The sequence below is a fragment of the Vibrio sp. 2132-1 genome, assembly GCF_033344315.1.
This window is the reverse complement of record NZ_JAWPON010000010.1, coordinates 205,661-223,468: the sequence shown is the minus strand read 5'-3', so window position 1 is coordinate 223,468 and position 17,808 is coordinate 205,661. Positions and strand designations below refer to the sequence as shown.

Here is a 17,808-nt window from a genome sequence, read left to right as displayed (position 1 = left end):
GCTGCAACCCTGCTTGCTCAAAATCTATTCAAACATGGTTGTGCTTTGGGGAAATTATGAGGGGATCCCTCAGTACTTAACACCCAACGTAACTGCTGAGTTACTGGGATATGAGATGTTAAACGCTTCGCTAGAATTGTGTATAAACACCCACTAATTAAAGCAAATAACATGTATAGATCACCAATATTACTATTGCTGCTAATAGAATGAATATTTCCCCCTGTAATGACGATTACCACTCCGCAAAAACTGATTAGTGCACCTAAAATAGTTTTAACCGAAATGGAAGTCTTGAGAATAAAGCCCGACAACAAGATAGTGACAAGTGGTAGGTTTGCCTGAACAACCGCTGCGTTAACTGGGGTAGTAAATCTCATTGCAGAGAAAATAGAGAAGTTTTGGATAGTTACACCCACGGTTGCTATAACAAACAACGACAACATACTTTTTCGTGTGAGTTTGGCTCCATATGGAGAGCGTTTAGTACCTCTTATCAGTAAGAGTATTAAAGCTGCAACGGAAAATCGTAACGTCGCTGAATCCAAAGGAGAGACATCGCTATTAATAGCCTTTATTACGTTAAAGTTACTAGACCAAAAAAAGATAGCGACAACAACACCGCACCAAATTGATAAATGCTTAGACATAGATCTTCCTGATAAAAATTAACTTGACGCGATAATGCTATATATTTCATATTTGATTTTTAATAGCCAAATTTAAGAGGGTTAATCCCAAATATGGAACGTCACTCTTTGGATGACCTTTTGTTATTCGTTTCTGTTGCTCGCTATCAAAGCCTAACACAAGCATCTGAGCGTCTTAATGTCCCGTTAGCCACGCTAAGCCGGAAGTTAAAAAGGCTAGAAACAAACTTAAATTGCAGACTATTTAACCGCAGTGCACACCACTTTGCGTTAACAACTGATGGCGAAAAATATTATCAACTCTGTGAGCCGTTACTTCTTAGCTTAAATAATGTGACATCGAGAATTGCGACTGAGCGTCAGTCTTTAAGCGGAACGATCAAAATATCAGCGCCAATTAACATGACACAGATGTGGTTAAAGCGGTGCGTTTATGAATTTGCAGAGCAACATCCGAAGATATGTATCGATTTAGATGTACAGAATGAAAAAATCAATCTTGTATCTAACCGTGTCGATGTTAGTTTTCGTCTTGGTGATCTTATTGAACAAGACTGGATTGCTCAGAAATTATGGTCGATTCCATTTGCGCTTTGTGCATCACGAAGCTATTTAGAACAACACCAACCGATTACCCATCCAGAACAACTTGTTCATCATCGCCTAATTACGGTAAACAACGACTGCCAATGGAAATTAGTTAATCAAATCACCAATGAAACATTTGATCATCCGCTAAAGTTTCAATTCACTTCAAATGATGTACTGCTAGTTAGAGACGCCGTCATCCATGGTTTAGGAATTGCGTGGATTCCAACCTATTACTTTCATGAGCTAAATCATGATCAACATAACCTGCTGCCTTTGTTGCCAGAATGGCAATGCTCGGGTAAAGAAGTATTCATTATGTATCGAGACCGCGATAAAAGGCCTGCAAGAGTTGATGCATTTATTGAACATGTCTTAAATTGGAAAAATCGCATTCAAATGTTTGCTTGAAAGAGGTTTATCACATTGTGCTGTGCCGGTAACCTCAATTGAAGCTTCATGACTCTGCTTCAATTGAGTTCATTTATTTAACCTCTAAAAGAATCATGAATACATAGGCAGTTAATGGGATTCGAGTTTACAAGTGATTCGGTCAGCTAAAACTCAAGCTAAGTAGAAAGTATTTGCAGTTGTATTTGCCTCTGAAAATCGTTTAGAGCTTTCTCATCCGCGAAGTTCTATAAGAAATTATTAAGGATATATTTGTGTGCGATTTCGTGAAAAAAATTATTGTAGGTTTACTTTTCAGTGCTTCGTCTTTTGCTTCCTTAAGTCAATATGTTCCAGCAATGAATGATAAGAACGGTTATGTAGAACCATTTCAGATGTTTGATAATGTCTATTATGTAGGAGACAAGTGGGTCTCATCATATGCCATTGCTACAGACGACGGACTCGTTATCATTGATACGCTTGACTTCCCTTACTCTGAGTGGATACCTATCAACCTAGAGAAGCTAGGGCTAAAAGATAAGCCAATAACGCACATATTGGTAACTCATGGGCATTCTGACCACGTTGGGGGCGCCCAGTTACTTCAAGAGAAGTATGGTTCCAAAGTCGTGATGACCAAAAGCGCTCATGAACTATCTATACAGCAATCAAACAAAAGCGAAGGTGAGAACAAGTTCCTTCCTCCAAATTTAGACATAGAGATAAAAAGCGATAGCTCCATGGTTATTGGTGGACATGAGTTTAAGTTCTATCTCACACCTGGCCACACGGAAGGTGACTATTCCTTAGACTTCGCTGTTGAAGATAATGGCGAACAATATCGTGCTTTTATCGTTGGTGGGCATAGCGTAAGTAGCAATGATCCAGAAGTTATTGGCCAGTTCCTGACTAGCATGGAGAAAATTAGAAAAATTTCACTACAGGCACCTATTGTGAACGTTAACCTTTCGAACCATCCACATAAAAATTTCCTTTTTGAAAATAGGAAGAAGCTCGGCACAAGCGGTAACCCGTTTATCAGTGAGGCAAACTTCTTCATGTTCCTTAAGCAACAAGAAGATTTAGCTAAGGGAAAACTAGAAGAACTATAATACCATGGTATACGAGCAGCCTTCGTTATTAGGTTAGAGATTTGCTCTTGAGTTATAGCTAAGGCTTTAATAAGTTGCTCAATCAAGATTCGACACTGGTAGCAGCTATATTGTTTGTCGGTTCTAGTGACAAAGGCGCTGTGCGTAAACATTCGTATTGTGTGCCTTAAACCTTTGCAAGGCGTTACGTGCTTTCTGGAAAAGTCTCAAAATAGCGTACAATTAGCGTTTTGACACAGCGGAAATCATCATGGCCAAAACTGTTCAGCAGCAAATCGGAAACATTGCTCTAGTCGTTGAAAATTACGACGATGCTATCGAGTTCTATACTCAAAAACTTCAATTCACTCTGGTTGAAGATACCCACCTAGGTGGTGGTAAACGCTGGGTTCAAGTTTCTCCTCCAAACTCCAATGGTACAAACCTACTTTTAGCTCAAGCGAGTACACCGGAGCAAACGCATGCAGTAGGAAATCAAACAGGTGGTCGTGTTTTCCTGTTTCTGCAAACTAATGATTTTTGGCGTGACTACGAGTTGATGAAGAAAAATGGTGTTGTATTTAATGAAGAGCCTCGTGTGGAAGAATACGGGACAGTGGTGGTGTTCCAAGATCTCTATGGTAATAAGTGGGACTTACTGCAACTGAACTGAGAAACTACACAGCACCTGCATAACATAGTGTTCATGAGGAGTTTCCAACAAGCCTTTAAGGCTCTGAGATATTAGTGCTAATTCATAGGTTCTCAGAAGTTACTGTATTTCTAAATCACTTTTGTGCAAACAATAACTAGCCATCATTCCTTCTCGATGTATCAACAAGTGTTAGGGCGGCACACCAAAAACAAAAAGGCGAACCAAACGGTTCGCCTTTGTCGATTTAGAGACTACAAAAATTAATCTTCGTAGTTATCGATGCTTGGGCATGAACAGATTAGGTTACGGTCGCCGTATACGTTATCTACGCGGTTTACCGTTGGCCAGTACTTCCAAGATTTGGTCGCTTTAGACGGGAAGCAGCCAATCTCGCGAGAGTAAGGGCGGTCCCAATCTTCAGCTGAAAGATCAACTTGTGTGTGTGGCGCGTTAACAAGTGGGTTGTTATCCAGTGGCCATTCACCGTTTTTCACTTTCTCCATTTCTTCGCGGATAGCGATCATCGCATCACAGAAGCGGTCCAGCTCTTCTAGATCTTCCGATTCCGTTGGCTCAACCATTAGCGTGCCCGCTACAGGGAACGACATAGTTGGTGCGTGGAAACCGTAGTCCATTAGACGCTTCGCGATGTCTTCTTCGCTGATACCTGTTTCTTCTTTCAGCGGACGAATGTCGATAATACATTCGTGCGCTACGCGGCCATTTTTGCCACGGTAAAGAACAGGGTAGTGTTGGCGAAGTGTTTCCATCACGTAGTTTGCGTTCAGAATTGCTACTTTTGTAGCATCTGTTAGGCCAGCTTCGCCCATCATTGCGATGTAAGCCCAAGAGATAGGCAGGATAGAAGCGCTACCCATATCTGCTGCTGATACTGCGAAATCTGCGCCTTCTACACCGTCTTCAATATGCCCTGGTAAGAAAGGAGCTAGGTGAGATTTCACACCGATAGGACCCATACCCGGACCGCCACCACCGTGCGGGATGCAGAAGGTTTTGTGTAGGTTTAGGTGAGAAACGTCTGAACCGATGAAGCCTGGTGATGTTAGACCAACCTGCGCGTTCATGTTAGCGCCGTCTAGGTAAACCTGACCACCAGCGGCATGAACCATTTCACACACTTCTTTCACTTTCTCTTCGTAAACGCCGTGCGTAGAAGGGTAAGTGATCATAATGCTTGATAGGTTGTCTTTGTGTTTCTCGATTTTCGCTGCTAGGTCGTCGATGTCGATGTTGCCTTCTTCATCACACTTAACCACAACCACTTTCATTGACACCATAGATGCTGTCGCAGGGTTAGTACCGTGCGCAGAGCTTGGGATCAAACATACGTTGCGGTGACCTTCGCCACGGCTTTCGTGGTAGCGTTGAATCGCGATAAGACCTGCGTACTCACCCGATGCACCAGAGTTTGGTTGTAGTGAGAATGCGTCATAGCCAGTGATTTCACATAGCTTTTCTTTAAGGTCTTTTGCGAGTGCTGCGTAACCAGCTGCTTGTTCTGCTGGTGCGAACGGGTGGATCGAACCAAACTCAGGCCAAGTAACTGGGATCATCTCTGCTGCTGCGTTCAGCTTCATCGTACAGCTGCCCAGTGGGATCATGCCGTGCGTGAGTGAGAAGTCTTTGTTCTCTAGCTGTTTTAGGTAACGCATCATCTGTGTTTCGCTGTGGTGCGTGTTAAACACAGGGTGTGTTAGATATTCTGTTGTGCGGCGCAATGCTTCTGGAATGGCTGCAAACTCGTTGCCTGCGATTTCAGTTGATAGTGCTGCGACTTCTTCTTTCACACCGAATACTGCGAATAGGGCTTCTACATCTGCCACGGTTGTGGTTTCGTCGAAGCTCACACCTAGCTGAGTACCCAACTTACGTAGGTTGATGTCTGCGGCTAGTGCTTTCGCGTATAGGTCTTCAGTTTGTGCACCTGTGTTGATAGTGATGGTGTCGAAGAAGCTGTTGTGAGCAAGCTCGAAGCCGCCTTTAGTTAGGCCAGCGGCTAGGATGGCTGTCATGTGGTGCGTACGACGAGCAATCGTGCGTAGACCTTCTGCGCCGTGGTAAACCGCGTAGAAAGACGCCATGTTCGCTAGCAGTGCTTGAGCAGTACAGATGTTTGATGTCGCTTTTTCACGACGGATGTGCTGTTCACGCGTTTGCATTGCCATGCGCAGTGCTTGGTTGCCGTTAGTATCGATAGAAACACCGATAACACGACCTGGCATAGTACGCTTGTGCTTGTCACGTGTTGCCATGAAGGCAGCGTGTGGACCGCCGTAACCCATCGGCACGCCAAAACGTTGTGCTGAACCGATTGCTACGTCTGCGCCCATTTCACCAGCAGGTTTAAGTAGGGTAGAAGCAAGAAGGTCCGTTGCTACAGTCACTAGTGTTTTGTTTGCTTGCGCTTTAGCGATGATGTCCGTTAGGTCACGAACTTCACCTGTTGTACTTGGGTATTGAACTAGTGCGCCGAACACGTCTTGCTCTGGTAGTGATTCTAAAGAACCAACCAAGACTTCAAAGCCGATGAATTTCGCACGAGTTTTTACCACTTCGATGGTTTGTGGGTGAACGTCGTCAGCAACGAAGAATACGTTGCTCTTGCTTTTACCCGCACGCTTACAAAGTGTCATCGCTTCTGCTGCTGCCGTTGCTTCATCGAGCAATGACGCGTTCGCGATTTCCATACCAGTAAGATCCATCACCATTTGTTGGTAGTTTAGAAGTGCTTCTAAACGACCTTGTGAGATTTCTGGTTGGTAAGGGGTGTAAGCAGTGTACCAGCCCGGGTTTTCCATCACGTTGCGTAGAATCACGTTCGGCGTGAAGGTGTTGTAGTAACCCTGACCAATGAATGTACGTTTAACTTGGTTCTGATCGGCGAACTTACGCATTGCTGCCAGCATGTCTGCTTCGCTTTTCGCTTCTGCCAAGCTCATTGGTTGCTCTAGGCGAATTTGTGCTGGTACGGTTTCGTCGATAAGCGAATCTAGGCTAACTGCGTTGATCGCTTCCAACATTTTCTGTTGGTCAGATTTGTTTGGTCCATTGTGGCGAGCAACGAACTCGTTTTGTGTGCTGAGGCTTTGAAGTAATTCAGTCATTGTCCTTTACCTACTCCTTGGTTCGGGTAACGGATTTGCGTTACTGATAAATTAAATTATACGTCCGAACCTAGAAAAAAAGCTGTTCTCTAAACAGGCTAGGGAACAGCTTTCGTCACATCCTAATTACTCTTCTTCGATAGAGTTTAGGTATTCGTCTGCGTCTTTCAGGTTATCTAGTTCAGATACATCAGACATCTTCACTTTTACGATCCAGCCACCTTCGTACGGCTCTTCGTTAATTAGCTCTGGGCTGTCTTCTAGTTCTTCATTGATTTCTACGATTTCACCAGTGATTGGTGCGTAGATGTCTGACGCTGCTTTTACAGATTCAACGAGAGAGAAGCTTTCACCTGCTTCAACTTCGTCTTCTACGTCTGGTAGGTCAACGAATACCACGTCACCTAGCATTTCTTGTGCATGCTCAGAAATACCAATTGTTACTGTGCCGTCACCGTTGTCACGTACCCACTCGTGGCTATCTGCAAACTTCAGTGTTTTGTCCATTGCTTAATCTCCGAATAACTTGTCAGGAATTATTATGATTTTAAAAAAATCGTTTACTGGTATAGAGGAAAGCGACTGCAAAGTTCTTTTACTTCTTTGCGAACGCGTTTTTCAACTTCTGCGTCACCTTCAGGGTTGTTCACTAAACCGTCCAGTACGTCACCAATCCAATTACCGATGAGTTTGAATTCTTCAGCGCCAAAGCCGCGGCTTGTACCCGCAGGCGTTCCTAAACGGATGCCCGATGTAATCATAGGCTTCTCTGTATCGAATGGGATGCCATTTTTGTTACATGTGATCCCAGCACGCTCTAGAGCTTCTTCTGCTTTATTGCCTTTCAACCCTTTCGGACGAAGGTCAACCAGCATTAGGTGCGTGTCTGTGCCACCAGTTACGATGTCGCAACCGCGAGTTTGCAATACTTCCGCTAGGACTTTTGAGTTATTGATCACCGAATCAATATAAGTTTTAAATTCAGGGCCAAGCGCTTCACCAAATGCGACCGCTTTGGCTGCGATAACGTGCATCAGTGGGCCACCTTGTAGGCCAGGGAATACGGCTGAGTTGATTTTCTTAATGATGTCTTCGTGGTTAGTAAGAATCATACCGCCGCGAGGGCCACGCAATGTTTTGTGTGTTGTAGTCGTAACAACGTGTGCGTGTGGCAGTGGGCTAGGGTGCGCGCCTGTTGCGATAAGACCGGCGATGTGTGCCATGTCGACCATAAGAATTGCATTTACTTCGTCTGCGATTTCACGGAATTTTGCAAAGTCGATAGTACGTGGAATAGCGCTACCACCTGCGATGATCATTTTAGGTTGGTGCTCAAGTGCTAGCTCACGAACATCTTCGTAGTTGATTTCCAGTGTTTCGCGATCAACACCGTATTGAACTGCATTAAACCATTTACCAGAAAGTGCAGGGCGTGCACCGTGCGTCAGGTGACCACCTGCGTCTAAAGACATACCAAGAATGGTGTCACCAGGTTGAAGCAGTGCTAGTTTTACTGCGCCGTTTGCTTGTGCGCCTGAGTGTGGTTGAACGTTTGCGTATTCACAATTGAAAAGTTTTTTTGCGCGTTCGATAGCAATGGCTTCCACTGTATCTACGTGCTCACAACCACCATAGTAACGACGACCTGGGTAGCCTTCAGCGTATTTGTTTGTTAGGCATGTGCCTTGAGCTTGCATTACCGCTTTAGAAACAATGTTCTCAGAAGCGATAAGTTCGATTTGTTCGTTTTGGCGAGCGGATTCCGCTTGAATTCCAGCAAAGACAGCATCATCTGTCGCAGAGAGGTTGGTAGAGAAAAAGTTTTCCAAGCTGTGGTTAGGGTAACTCTTATTCATGGTAGTTGACCTTCCAAATCTGAAAATGAACCCGCAATAGATGAGTTATGATTTGCGGTTGTGGTTCATTTGTCCTCAAAAACAGCTGAACTGCGTAGCAGAACAGAGTGAACATCCGGCCCTAAATTTGGGCAAAAACTCCGTTGGATTGCGTGTTTCCTTTACCAATCTCTTACGGAAATATGCATCTCTACATCTAACAAGTTGGTAACATAGCGCCTGTGACGGGAACAATCAACCAAAAATTTCCTATAGGAAACAAGATTTCAAAATTTGTTAACAAGAGCACGGTTTAATTCACTTGGTGGACTTCTATCCACTATGTGCTTCATGCACAATGCGAGTAAGACAAAAAATATGGATATCTATAGAGGGATTTATGGCAGAAAGTATTTACGATGAATACCCATCGATGACGTTGGCAAAAGAGCAACATGACCAAAATATCGAGCCGTTAAAACTGGGCCAGCGTATTAAGGATATCCGCTCGAAACTCGGTATCACATTAGAAGAGGCCAGTCAGCGAACCGGGCTTGCTCGATCTACACTGAGCAAAATAGAAAATGAGCAGATCTCCCCGACGTTTCAAGCGATGCAAAAATTGGCACTTGGCTTACAAATTGACATGCCACAACTATTTGAGCCACCTAGAAAAAAGGTAGCGACAGGGCGTAGGGATGTTACCAAGAAGAATGAAGGTAAACCACACCCAACACAAACTTATGAACATGAACTGCTCGCGACACAACTTTCCAATAAGAAAATGATGCCGTTTAAGAGCCAAATTCGAGCTCGTAGTTTTGATGAATATAAAGACTGGGTTCGTCATGATGGCGAAGAATTTCTGCTTATCTTATCTGGTGAGGTCATGTTCTATTCTGAGTTTTACGAACCTGTTGTTTTAAGCGAGGGAGACAGCGTTTATTACGATGCAAATATGGGACATATGTTGACCAGTGTTAGCGAGGAAGATGCGCTCATTTTGTGGGTGACAGCCAAATAGTGATAAATACTTGTAAATTTCCTATAGTGAAAGCAAACGATTGCTGTTGGTGGTCGTTATGATGAAAAGGCGCTTTTTTGATGAGAACTTGCTCATTAAAGCGCTTTTTTTGTACGATTTTTTGTGATTAAAATGTTAAGAGTCACACTTTTGCAAGTCGATCTACGTCTTGTTCGTGCAAAATAGAATGAGCCATGTTTATTATTGGAAACACATCGAATGCCGATAGCATTCTCGGGTCTATCTAAATGGAGACGAAAATGACTCAAGAACTACTGAAAACACCACTACACGCACTTCACGTTGAAGTTGGTGCCAAAATGGTCCCGTTCGCGGGTTACGATATGCCTGTTCAGTATCCTCTAGGCGTAAAGAAGGAACACTTACATACTCGTGATGCGGCAGGTCTGTTTGACGTTTCTCACATGGGACAGCTTCGCCTAATTGGTGACGGTGCAGCTGCGTTCCTAGAAACATTAGTTCCAGTGGATATTGTGGATCTTGAGTCTGGTAAACAGCGTTACGCTTTTTTCACTAATGAAGAGGGCGGCATCATGGACGACTTGATGGTGGCTAACCTAGGCGATCATCTGTTTGTGGTTGTGAACGCAGCATGTAAAGCGCAAGATATCGCACACCTACAAGCGCATTTACCATCTGGTGTTGAGCTAGAAATTATCGAAGACCGAGCTCTACTTGCAATCCAAGGCCCTAAAGCGGCGGCTGTATTGGCGCGTTTTGCACCAGAAGTTTCTGAAATGCTGTTCATGGATATTCGTAAAGTCGATATTTTAGGCGCCGAGTGCATTGTTTCTCGTAGTGGTTATACAGGCGAAGACGGTTACGAAATCTCGGTTCCTGCTGACAAAGCGGAAGAGCTAGCACGTAAACTGACTGCTGAAGATGAAGTTGAATGGATTGGCCTTGGTGCTCGTGATTCGCTTCGTCTTGAGTGTGGCCTTTGTCTATACGGTCATGACCTAGACACAACAACAACACCTGTTGAAGCGAGCTTGCTATGGGGTATCCAAAAAGTTCGTCGTATTGGTGGTGAACGTGAAGGTGGTTTCCCTGGCGCAGACATTATTCTTAAGCAGATTGAGACTAAAGATGTGGCGCGTAAGCGTGTGGGTCTAGTAGGTCAAACCAAAGCGCCAGTGCGTGAAGGTGTTGAACTGTTTGATGCTGACGGCGTTAAAATTGGCGTTGTAACCAGCGGTACGGCGGGTCCGAATGCAGGTAAGCCAGTCTCAATGGGTTATGTTCGTGCGGATTTGGCGGCGATTGGTACTGAAGTGTTCGCTGAAGTGCGTGGTAAAATGCTACCAATGACAGTTGAAAAAATGCCGTTCGTACCACAACGCTACTACCGTGGTTAAAACGAATTGAAACAAAAATGCCGAGCTTTGTAGCTCGGCATTTTTTATGTCTTCTTTTCGCTTGTTTACTTTTAGTTTACTGCTTCATCAATAGTACAGCACATATCAATAACGATATCTTCAAGCTTTTCCGGATGAATCATCTCTTCTTTTGGGATCCCAAATTGAGAGGCCATAATGGTATTAAACAATTCCCAATGCTTGATCAGCAGTTTTTCGCGATTATCTGCAATATCCGGCCATGTTTCTTGCATCATTGGCGCGAGACTGACAGCACCATGTGCGAAGATCAACATTTGCCACTTTGATTCCCACTGATCAAATTGTGCATTAGGGTTTTCGCTGTTGTACTGCTCGAAAATTCCGGTAAATATCGCAGCGAACTCATCTTTTGACTTTAAGAAATACTGCAGCAGAGCACCGTCATCGCCTTGTCGAATGGCATCGGCGATCATCTGTACTGGATGAGGATTGACGAGAGCAAATGCTAGCATGCGAACCATAAACAGATAAATTTTTCTATTCGAAGGTGTGTTCTCCGGCATTTCATTGATGAGTTCAGCCATATAGCACTGCATGAACTCGTCCATTGCATCGCTAACCGCTTGCCAGATTTTCTCTTTGCTGCCGAAGTGGTGACGGATCAAACTATGTGAAACACCAGCCTTTTCACTGATATTGCGCAGCGAGACACGCTCGTAACCAAGTTCACAAAACATATCTGCTGCCACTTTAAGGATCAGACACTTAGTTTGTTCTGCTGCTTCAGCACTTCTACGCCCCTGCTTTCTTTCATTCATAGTTCGAATTTTCCCGAATATTAATCACGCGCTTACTTTTACCAGAAACCGAACGCTTTGACTAATTAATTTGCTATCCACCTGGAAAATATGTTGATCAATTTCAAATTCTGCTTATACTGCACGGCTGTGTAATATATAAAACCTACGGAGAAAGCGGGTGCGAAAACAATATTTAAAGCGCACTTTAGTTGGCGCAGTGGTGACATTAAGTCTTTCTGGGATGCTAACTGGGTGTAATAAAGCCATTTCTGAGCCGTCTGAACCTTTAATCAAACCTGTAAAATTACTGGCGGTGAAAGACCTAGAACTTGAAGACTCGCACGCCTTTTTAGCGCGTATTGATGCAACACATCGCGCGCAGCTTTCTTTTCAGGTTGGTGGAGAGGTTGATGAATTACGTGTACGCATGGGTCAAAAGGTCCAAAAAGGTGAAGTGCTCGCAACGTTAGACCCTAAAGATCTTCAGCTTGCGTTAGATGCCGCTCAAGCGCAGTACGCGTTAGCGAAAACACAATGGGACCGCGCGAAAAACCTTTACGGAAAAAAACTCATTAGTACTGATGAGTACGATCAGAAAGAAACTCAATATAAAGCGGCATTGGCGAACTACGAACAAGCTAAAACCGATTTGAGCTATACCAAAATTCACGCACCGTTTGATGGCATTGTGTCATATACCTATGTCAACCCGTTTCAAGTAGTAGCAGAGAAGCAGGAGATCTTGAATCTCATTGATAACACGACGTTGGATGTATCTTTCACCTTGCCAGTAAGTTATGCGGAATCTGTATCACTTGAGTCACTGCAAAACTCCGATATGTGGGTGACGATGGATAGCGAGCCAGGAAAACGTATTCCTGGGCAATTTAAAGAAATTTCGACGCAGCCAAACATCGATACCAATAGTTATGAGGCGATCGTGACCATCACTCGACCAGAAGATCGCAATTTGCTGACAGGTATGACAGGGCAGGTACACATTGCTAAACAACATGTATCGGACGCGATGACGTTACCTCAGTCTGCTTGGGTCAACAAAAATGGGACGCAAGGTGAAGTTTGGGTAATGGACAGAAGCACGCAGCAGGTCAATAAAGTCACTGTGTCACTTGATGCAGCAGGTGGTGTGAAAGCCGGGCTTGATAACAATGATTACGTTGTTATTGCTGGTGTTGAGAGACTGGTTGAAGGGCAAGTGGTGAAAGCTTGGGTTCGTGAGGGAGGCATTTAATGAAACGTTCTCTACTTACGACCTCTGCGATTGCACTTGCAGTTTTAACAGGGTGCAAAAATGAAAACCAAGCTATCGTCGAGCAGCCACTTTTTGTGTCGACTATCTCGGTGGATGCACCAGTACAAAGTCAACATCGCGCGTTCAAAGGCATAGTAGTGCCTGCAGAGCAAACGCCAATGGCATTTCGCCGCGCTGGGGAAGTTCAGCACGTATTGGTTAAAGCGGGTGACGTTGTGAAGCAGGGGCAAATGATCGCAAAGCTAGATGATAGCAAAGAGAAGCAAGCCGTGAATGACGCAGAAGCACAATACACACTTGCAATTCGTCAGCTTAAACGCGGTGAAGACTTGCATGCACGTCAAATGATTTCAAAAGCGGAACTTGATGAGCTAACCGCCAATAAAGAGCTAGCTGAGGCTACTTTCTATAACGCGACCAATCAATTGAATTACACCCGTTTATTCGCCCCGTTCGCCGGTAAAGTATCTGATGTTTTCAAAGAACGTTTTGAGCGTGTGGCAATTGGTGAACCCGTGTTAAACCTATACCAAAACGATTTGGTTTACGTGCGTATTGAGCTTTCCGACAATGTTTTAGCGATGGTAGACCCAAACTCAGACAGCATGAGCTACAAGCCTAGAGCAACCTTCTCCGGCATCGATGGCAGATTTGCTTTGGACTATTTAGAGCACACAAGTGAACCCAACGCTGAAACTCAAACCTACGAAATGTACTTGACGATGCCACAGCCAAAAACAGAGATATTGCCGGGAACCAGCGTAAGCGTTTTGGTCGATATGGTGAAGGCGGGCATTACCTCTATCGATGGTTACAGTGTTCCTGTCACGGCGCTTCAAGCAGGCAGTGAAGGGAATGAGTTCTTTGTGTGGAAAAAAGAAGGTGACATTGTCACACGAGTGCCTGTCATGATTTCTCAAGTGAATGGCAATGGAGCCATTGTGTCGTCAGGTGTTAGCCAGGGCGATATTCTGATTAATTCAAATCTGCGTAAATTACGCGAAGGTAAACATGTGGATGTTGTGGAGAATAACCAATAATGAACATTGCTGAGTATTCAATAAAAAACAAAGTCATCAGCTGGTTGTTCATTATTATCCTTGCTGTTGGTGGTTTAACGTCATTTTTGGAGCTTGGACGATTAGAAGACCCGGCATTTACGATCAAAGATGCCATGATCATCTCAACATACCCTGGCGCGACGTCAAAAGAAGTTGAAGAAGAGCTGACGTATCCTCTAGAAAAAGAGATTCGAAAACTCCCTTATATCGACAAAATTACCTCTACGTCTTCTAATGGTATGTCTCAAATAACGGTGAGCATGGAAATGGACTATGGTCCTGATGAACTGCCGCAAATTTGGGATGAAATGCGCCGTAAAATTAATGATTTACGACCATCATTGCCTCAAGGTGTTCAGTCTTTACAGATCATTGATGATTTCGGTGACGTTTATGGCGTGATGTTAATGCTCACTGGTGACGATTACGACTATGTAGAGCTGAAACGTTATGCGGATTACCTGACCCGTGAAATCGAGCTTGTTGATGGTGTTGGTAAGGTAGACATCACGGGCGATCAGCAAGAAATGCTATTCGTTGAGATCTCACTTGATAGCCTTGCTGCACTGAACTTAGACATGAATGTGGTTTCGAGCTTGTTGAACCAGCAAAACAATGTGGTTTCAGCAGGGGAAGTGATGGTCAATGGCGAAAGCCTTGTTATTCGCCCAAGCGGCACCTTAAACACTGTAGAAGCACTAGAAAATCTGATCATTCATGGCCGTGACACAGGAAATCTAATTCGTCTAAAAGACGTAGCAACGATTTCTCGCGGTATTCAAGAGAAGCCAGGCAACGTCGTACTCTTTAACGGTCAAAAAGCGATTAATATCGGTATCTCGTTTGCGTCAGGTGTGAACGTGGTTGAGGTTGGTGAACGTTTGGATGCGGAGCTCGCGAGCCTAGAGTCTATCAAGCCTGCTGGCATCGATATGAACTACTTTTACAACCAAGCCAATGAGGTGGATGAATCTGTTAAAGCGTTTGTAATTAGTCTAGCGGAGGCAGTGGCGATCGTAATCATTGTGTTGCTGTTTACTATGGGTTTACGCAGTGGTGTCATCATTGGAGTTGTGTTGTTATTGACGGTATTTGGTACCTTCATTTTGATGAATTACAACAACATCGAACTGCATCGTATTTCTCTTGGCGCGTTAATTATTGCCTTGGGTATGCTGGTTGATAACGCGATTGTTGTCGTGGAAGGCATATTGGTTGGCCTAAAGAAAGGGCGTACCAAAGTTCAAGCGGCTGTCGATATTGTAAAGCAAACACAATGGCCTTTGCTGGGCGCAACTGTTATTGCAATTACGGCTTTTGCACCTATCGGCTTGTCGCAAGATGCGACAGGCGAGTTCATGGGCTCTCTATTCTGGGTGCTGTGTTTCTCATTATTTTTAAGCTGGATTACCGCTATTACACTGACGCCTTTCCTTGCCGATCTTTTGTTGAAAGAGGAAAACAAAGAGCAGGGTACTAGCGAAGATGATCCTTATAAAGGCTGGTTGTTTGTCGTATTTGGGGCATCGCTGAAATTTGCATTGCGATTCCGCTGGCTTACCGTTGCTGGTATGGTGGCGCTATTAGTGGGTGCTGTCGTGGCATTTGGTAATGTAAAACAGCAGTTCTTCCCACCATCGAATACGCCGATGTTCTACGTGGATATGTGGATGCCAGAGGGCACTGACATCCGTGAAACGATCAAAAAAGCTGAAGAGGTCGAAAGCTACATTCGTCAGCAAGATGATATTGACTTTGTTTCTGCTTCGATTGGGCAGGGCCTACAGCGTTTTGCTTTAACCTATCAACCAGAAAAAAGTTACGAAGCGTACGCTCAGTTCCAAGTTCGCGCGACTGATCGTGAGAAAATGTTTGGTTTGCTGCATAAGTTAGATGCGAATCTGGCGAAAACATTTGATGCGCCTACGTTCCAGTTTAAATTGATGGAATTTGGTCCATCACCAGCGTCTAAGATCGAAGCGCGTATTACTGGCCCTGATCCACAAGTTTTACGTGACTTGGCGGTGCAAGTTGAAGACATCCTTCATACCGACCCTGGTGCTCGAAACATTCGTCACGATTGGCGAGAGCGCACCAAGGAACTTGTACCCGTTTTCAATGAGTCTAAAGCTCGTCGCTTAGGTATTTCGAAAGAAGATCTTTCAAGCACACTGCAAATGGCGTTTGGTGGTAGCACCTTAGGTTACTTGCGTGATGGTACACATACGTTGCCAATTATGACACGCCTTCCTGAAGAAGAACGCGTAGATTTTGAATCACTACAAAACGTGACCATTTGGAGTCCTTCGTTGCAAACGTACATTCCGGTTGATCAAGTGATTGATGGCGTTCAACTGGATTGGAGTGAGCCGCTAATTCAGCGTCGTGACCGTAAGCGTACGTTAACCGTTCTCGCGGACCATGATGTGTTGAGTGACGACACGGCAGCAAGCTTATTTGCTCGTGTACAGCCTAAAGTGATGGCATTGCATGTTCCAGAAGGATACGAAATCACATGGGGTGGTGAGTACGAATCATCCAAAGATGCACAAGAAGGCCTATTCGGTTCATTGCCGATGGGTTACTTGTTGATGTTCATCATTACTATTTTACTGTTTAACTCAATCAAAAAACCGTTGGTCATTTGGTTCACCGTTCCGTTAGCGATCATTGGCGTTGCTTTTGGTTTGCTTACCACGAACATGCCGTTCAGTTTTACAGCATTCCTTGGTTTGTTAAGCCTAAGTGGCATGATTTTGAAAAACGGTATTGTGTTGCTTGACCAAATTAACCTTGAGTTGGAGTCAGGTAAAGATCCTTACCTCGCGATTGTCGATAGTGCGATAAGCCGCGTTCGTCCGGTAAGTATGGCTGCCCTAACAACTATCTTGGGGATGATTCCACTGGTCTTCGACGCCTTCTTTGGCTCGATGGCAATAACGATTATGGCAGGTCTTGGTTTTGCTACTGTACTGACACTGATAGTGGTGCCAGTGATGTTTGCAATTCTGTTTAGGGTAAAACCGACCACTGCATAGGGACTCCTGGCTATTTGCCAGCTTCCTGCCTAGCCCTGAAGGTTTTCTTCGGGGCTTTTTTGATCTTACTAATATATACCAAACCATTCATTTGCTTGATTTTAATGATTTTCTTACGATTACAATGCAAATCATGCGTATACTGATGTAACGACACATCAAAGATTGAGATTACATGAATAAGCGCATATTAAACGGACTCTTCTTCGTTGGTTCTTTCACCTTGGTTGGCTGCACCGCGACGGATAGCATGCCGACAGAAACCAAACAACCTGCCCCTAAAGTCAACAGTGTTAGTGCTGAAGTCATTTCCAGTTGGATTGATAGTAAGGTTTTAGCCCCTGAAGGGCTGTCGCTCGAGCAAGACAATCTACGTTATCTATCGGGTAGCGCCGACCTAAACAGCGACGGAAAGGCAGAACACATAGTGTTGCTTCAAGATCGCTATTTCTGTGGTAGTGGTGGCTGCTCTGCATATATGTTTGATAATGAGGGAAACGTTATTAATCGAATGTCGGTAACTCGCACGCCTATTGTACTAGCCGACAGTTACAGTAATGGTTGGCAGGACTTTATCGTTTGGAGTAATGGCTCATATCGACTCATGAGTTACAACGGTGAGTCTTATCCAAGTAACCCGTCACTAGAGCCAAAGGTGGATCGAGACGCTAACCAGCAGGCGGCAATCGCAAATGTAATGGCGACAGAGCTTTATCAGCAAGACGGCTATGACATTCTGCCCGCAGAATCAAAAACCTTGTGGACGCCAGCTAACGTTTACCACTTTACCTTCAAGCACTACGGTGACCCGCATAGCGCTTATCAAGCAACGGTGGATATGAGCAGTGGGGAAGTAGACATTGTAGCCGTTCCGGCTGCGGAATAAAAAGCACCTCCCTTAACCGGAATTAAAG

The 17,808-nt window shown here is 44.4% G+C and carries 14 protein-coding genes; 9 read left to right on the top strand and 5 right to left on the bottom strand.

What is annotated here, in order from left to right:
• Positions 1-17: 17 nt before the first annotated feature.
• The gene (locus tag R8N47_RS13590) at positions 18-650 is read right to left on the bottom strand and encodes a DMT family transporter (protein ID WP_318070377.1); all 633 of its coding nucleotides are present in this window, start codon (positions 648-650) and stop codon (positions 18-20) included.
• A 108-nt stretch (positions 651-758) separates the two neighbouring features.
• On the opposite strand from R8N47_RS13590, the gene R8N47_RS13585 reads away from it, so the two are divergent.
• From R8N47_RS13585 to R8N47_RS13575, 3 genes are all read left to right on the top strand, one after another.
• On the top strand, positions 759-1,649 hold the full coding sequence (locus R8N47_RS13585) for a LysR family transcriptional regulator (protein ID WP_250156979.1): 891 nt from the start codon (positions 759-761) through the stop codon (positions 1,647-1,649).
• Positions 1,650-1,915: 266 nt separating this feature from the next.
• Positions 1,916-2,743 carry an MBL fold metallo-hydrolase gene (locus tag R8N47_RS13580; protein ID WP_235213038.1) on the top strand — a complete coding sequence of 276 codons (828 nt, stop codon included), beginning with the start codon at positions 1,916-1,918 and terminating at the stop codon, positions 2,741-2,743.
• 250 nt (positions 2,744-2,993) lie between these two features.
• Positions 2,994-3,395, top strand: a complete 402-nt coding sequence (locus R8N47_RS13575; protein ID WP_064354751.1) for a VOC family protein — start codon at positions 2,994-2,996, stop codon at positions 3,393-3,395.
• A gap of 242 nt (positions 3,396-3,637) precedes the next feature.
• Here the strand turns inward: R8N47_RS13575 and gcvP are convergent, their stop codons facing one another.
• The 3 genes from gcvP to R8N47_RS13560 all read right to left on the bottom strand — a co-directional run bounded on the left by gcvP (position 3,638) and on the right by R8N47_RS13560 (position 8,358).
• Complete coding sequence (gene gcvP / locus R8N47_RS13570; protein ID WP_017820968.1) at positions 3,638-6,502, bottom strand: aminomethyl-transferring glycine dehydrogenase; 2,865 nt, start codon at positions 6,500-6,502, stop codon at positions 3,638-3,640.
• Between the two features lie 126 nt (positions 6,503-6,628).
• Positions 6,629-7,009: a glycine cleavage system protein GcvH gene (gene gcvH / locus R8N47_RS13565; protein WP_005376432.1), complete on the bottom strand. Its 381-nt coding sequence runs from the start codon at positions 7,007-7,009 to the stop codon at positions 6,629-6,631.
• A 53-nt stretch (positions 7,010-7,062) separates the two neighbouring features.
• Positions 7,063-8,358 carry a serine hydroxymethyltransferase gene (locus R8N47_RS13560; protein WP_213913564.1) on the bottom strand — a complete coding sequence of 432 codons (1,296 nt, stop codon included), beginning with the start codon at positions 8,356-8,358 and terminating at the stop codon, positions 7,063-7,065.
• A 379-nt stretch (positions 8,359-8,737) separates the two neighbouring features.
• Here R8N47_RS13560 and R8N47_RS13555 point away from each other — a divergent pair, with 379 nt between their 5' ends.
• Both R8N47_RS13555 and gcvT read left to right on the top strand, forming a co-directional pair.
• Positions 8,738-9,361 carry a helix-turn-helix domain-containing protein gene (locus R8N47_RS13555; RefSeq protein WP_005376429.1) on the top strand — a complete coding sequence of 208 codons (624 nt, stop codon included), beginning with the start codon at positions 8,738-8,740 and terminating at the stop codon, positions 9,359-9,361.
• A gap of 260 nt (positions 9,362-9,621) precedes the next feature.
• Positions 9,622-10,740 (top strand): glycine cleavage system aminomethyltransferase GcvT, encoded by a 1,119-nt coding sequence (gene gcvT / locus R8N47_RS13550; RefSeq protein ID WP_017820967.1) that lies wholly within the window; start codon positions 9,622-9,624, stop codon positions 10,738-10,740.
• A gap of 71 nt (positions 10,741-10,811) precedes the next feature.
• Here gcvT and vdeR read toward each other — a convergent pair whose 3' ends face one another.
• Positions 10,812-11,540, bottom strand: coding sequence for an efflux transporter transcriptional repressor VdeR (gene vdeR, locus R8N47_RS13545; protein ID WP_005376423.1), 729 nt, complete (start codon positions 11,538-11,540; stop codon positions 10,812-10,814).
• A gap of 160 nt (positions 11,541-11,700) precedes the next feature.
• Here vdeR and R8N47_RS13540 point away from each other — a divergent pair, with 160 nt between their 5' ends.
• The 4 genes from R8N47_RS13540 (at position 11,701) to R8N47_RS13525 (ending at position 17,780) form a co-directional block, all read left to right on the top strand.
• Entirely contained in the window at positions 11,701-12,774 is a 1,074-nt protein-coding gene (locus R8N47_RS13540) for an efflux RND transporter periplasmic adaptor subunit (protein ID WP_017820965.1), read from the top strand.
• Positions 12,774-13,835, top strand: coding sequence for an efflux RND transporter periplasmic adaptor subunit (locus R8N47_RS13535; protein WP_213913568.1), 1,062 nt, complete (start codon positions 12,774-12,776; stop codon positions 13,833-13,835). Before R8N47_RS13540 ends, R8N47_RS13535 begins: the two co-directional genes overlap by 1 nt.
• The gene (locus tag R8N47_RS13530; RefSeq protein ID WP_213913570.1) at positions 13,835-16,894 is read left to right on the top strand and encodes an efflux RND transporter permease subunit; all 3,060 of its coding nucleotides are present in this window, start codon (positions 13,835-13,837) and stop codon (positions 16,892-16,894) included. Before R8N47_RS13535 ends, R8N47_RS13530 begins: the two co-directional genes overlap by 1 nt.
• 175 nt (positions 16,895-17,069) lie before the next feature.
• Positions 17,070-17,780, top strand: a complete 711-nt coding sequence (locus R8N47_RS13525) for a hypothetical protein (RefSeq protein ID WP_005376411.1) — start codon at positions 17,070-17,072, stop codon at positions 17,778-17,780.
• The last annotated feature ends 28 nt before the right edge of the window (positions 17,781-17,808 follow it).

What these genes read in the sequence shown, in the direction of transcription:
- R8N47_RS13590 (WP_318070377.1), bottom strand. Translation starts at nt 650, where the DNA reads ATGTCTAAGCATTTATCAATTTGGTGCGGTGTTGTTGTCGCTATCTTT.
- R8N47_RS13535 (WP_213913568.1), top strand. Translation starts at nt 12,774, where the DNA reads ATGAAACGTTCTCTACTTACGACCTCTGCGATTGCACTTGCAGTTTTA.
- gcvP (WP_017820968.1), bottom strand. Translation starts at nt 6,502, where the DNA reads ATGACTGAATTACTTCAAAGCCTCAGCACACAAAACGAGTTCGTTGCT.
- gcvH (WP_005376432.1), bottom strand. Translation starts at nt 7,009, where the DNA reads ATGGACAAAACACTGAAGTTTGCAGATAGCCACGAGTGGGTACGTGAC.
- R8N47_RS13555 (WP_005376429.1), top strand. Translation starts at nt 8,738, where the DNA reads ATGGCAGAAAGTATTTACGATGAATACCCATCGATGACGTTGGCAAAA.
- gcvT (WP_017820967.1), top strand. Translation starts at nt 9,622, where the DNA reads ATGACTCAAGAACTACTGAAAACACCACTACACGCACTTCACGTTGAA.
- R8N47_RS13525 (WP_005376411.1), top strand. Translation starts at nt 17,070, where the DNA reads ATGAATAAGCGCATATTAAACGGACTCTTCTTCGTTGGTTCTTTCACC.
- R8N47_RS13575 (WP_064354751.1), top strand. Translation starts at nt 2,994, where the DNA reads ATGGCCAAAACTGTTCAGCAGCAAATCGGAAACATTGCTCTAGTCGTT.
- vdeR (WP_005376423.1), bottom strand. Translation starts at nt 11,540, where the DNA reads ATGAATGAAAGAAAGCAGGGGCGTAGAAGTGCTGAAGCAGCAGAACAA.
- R8N47_RS13560 (WP_213913564.1), bottom strand. Translation starts at nt 8,358, where the DNA reads ATGAATAAGAGTTACCCTAACCACAGCTTGGAAAACTTTTTCTCTACC.
- R8N47_RS13530 (WP_213913570.1), top strand. Translation starts at nt 13,835, where the DNA reads ATGAACATTGCTGAGTATTCAATAAAAAACAAAGTCATCAGCTGGTTG.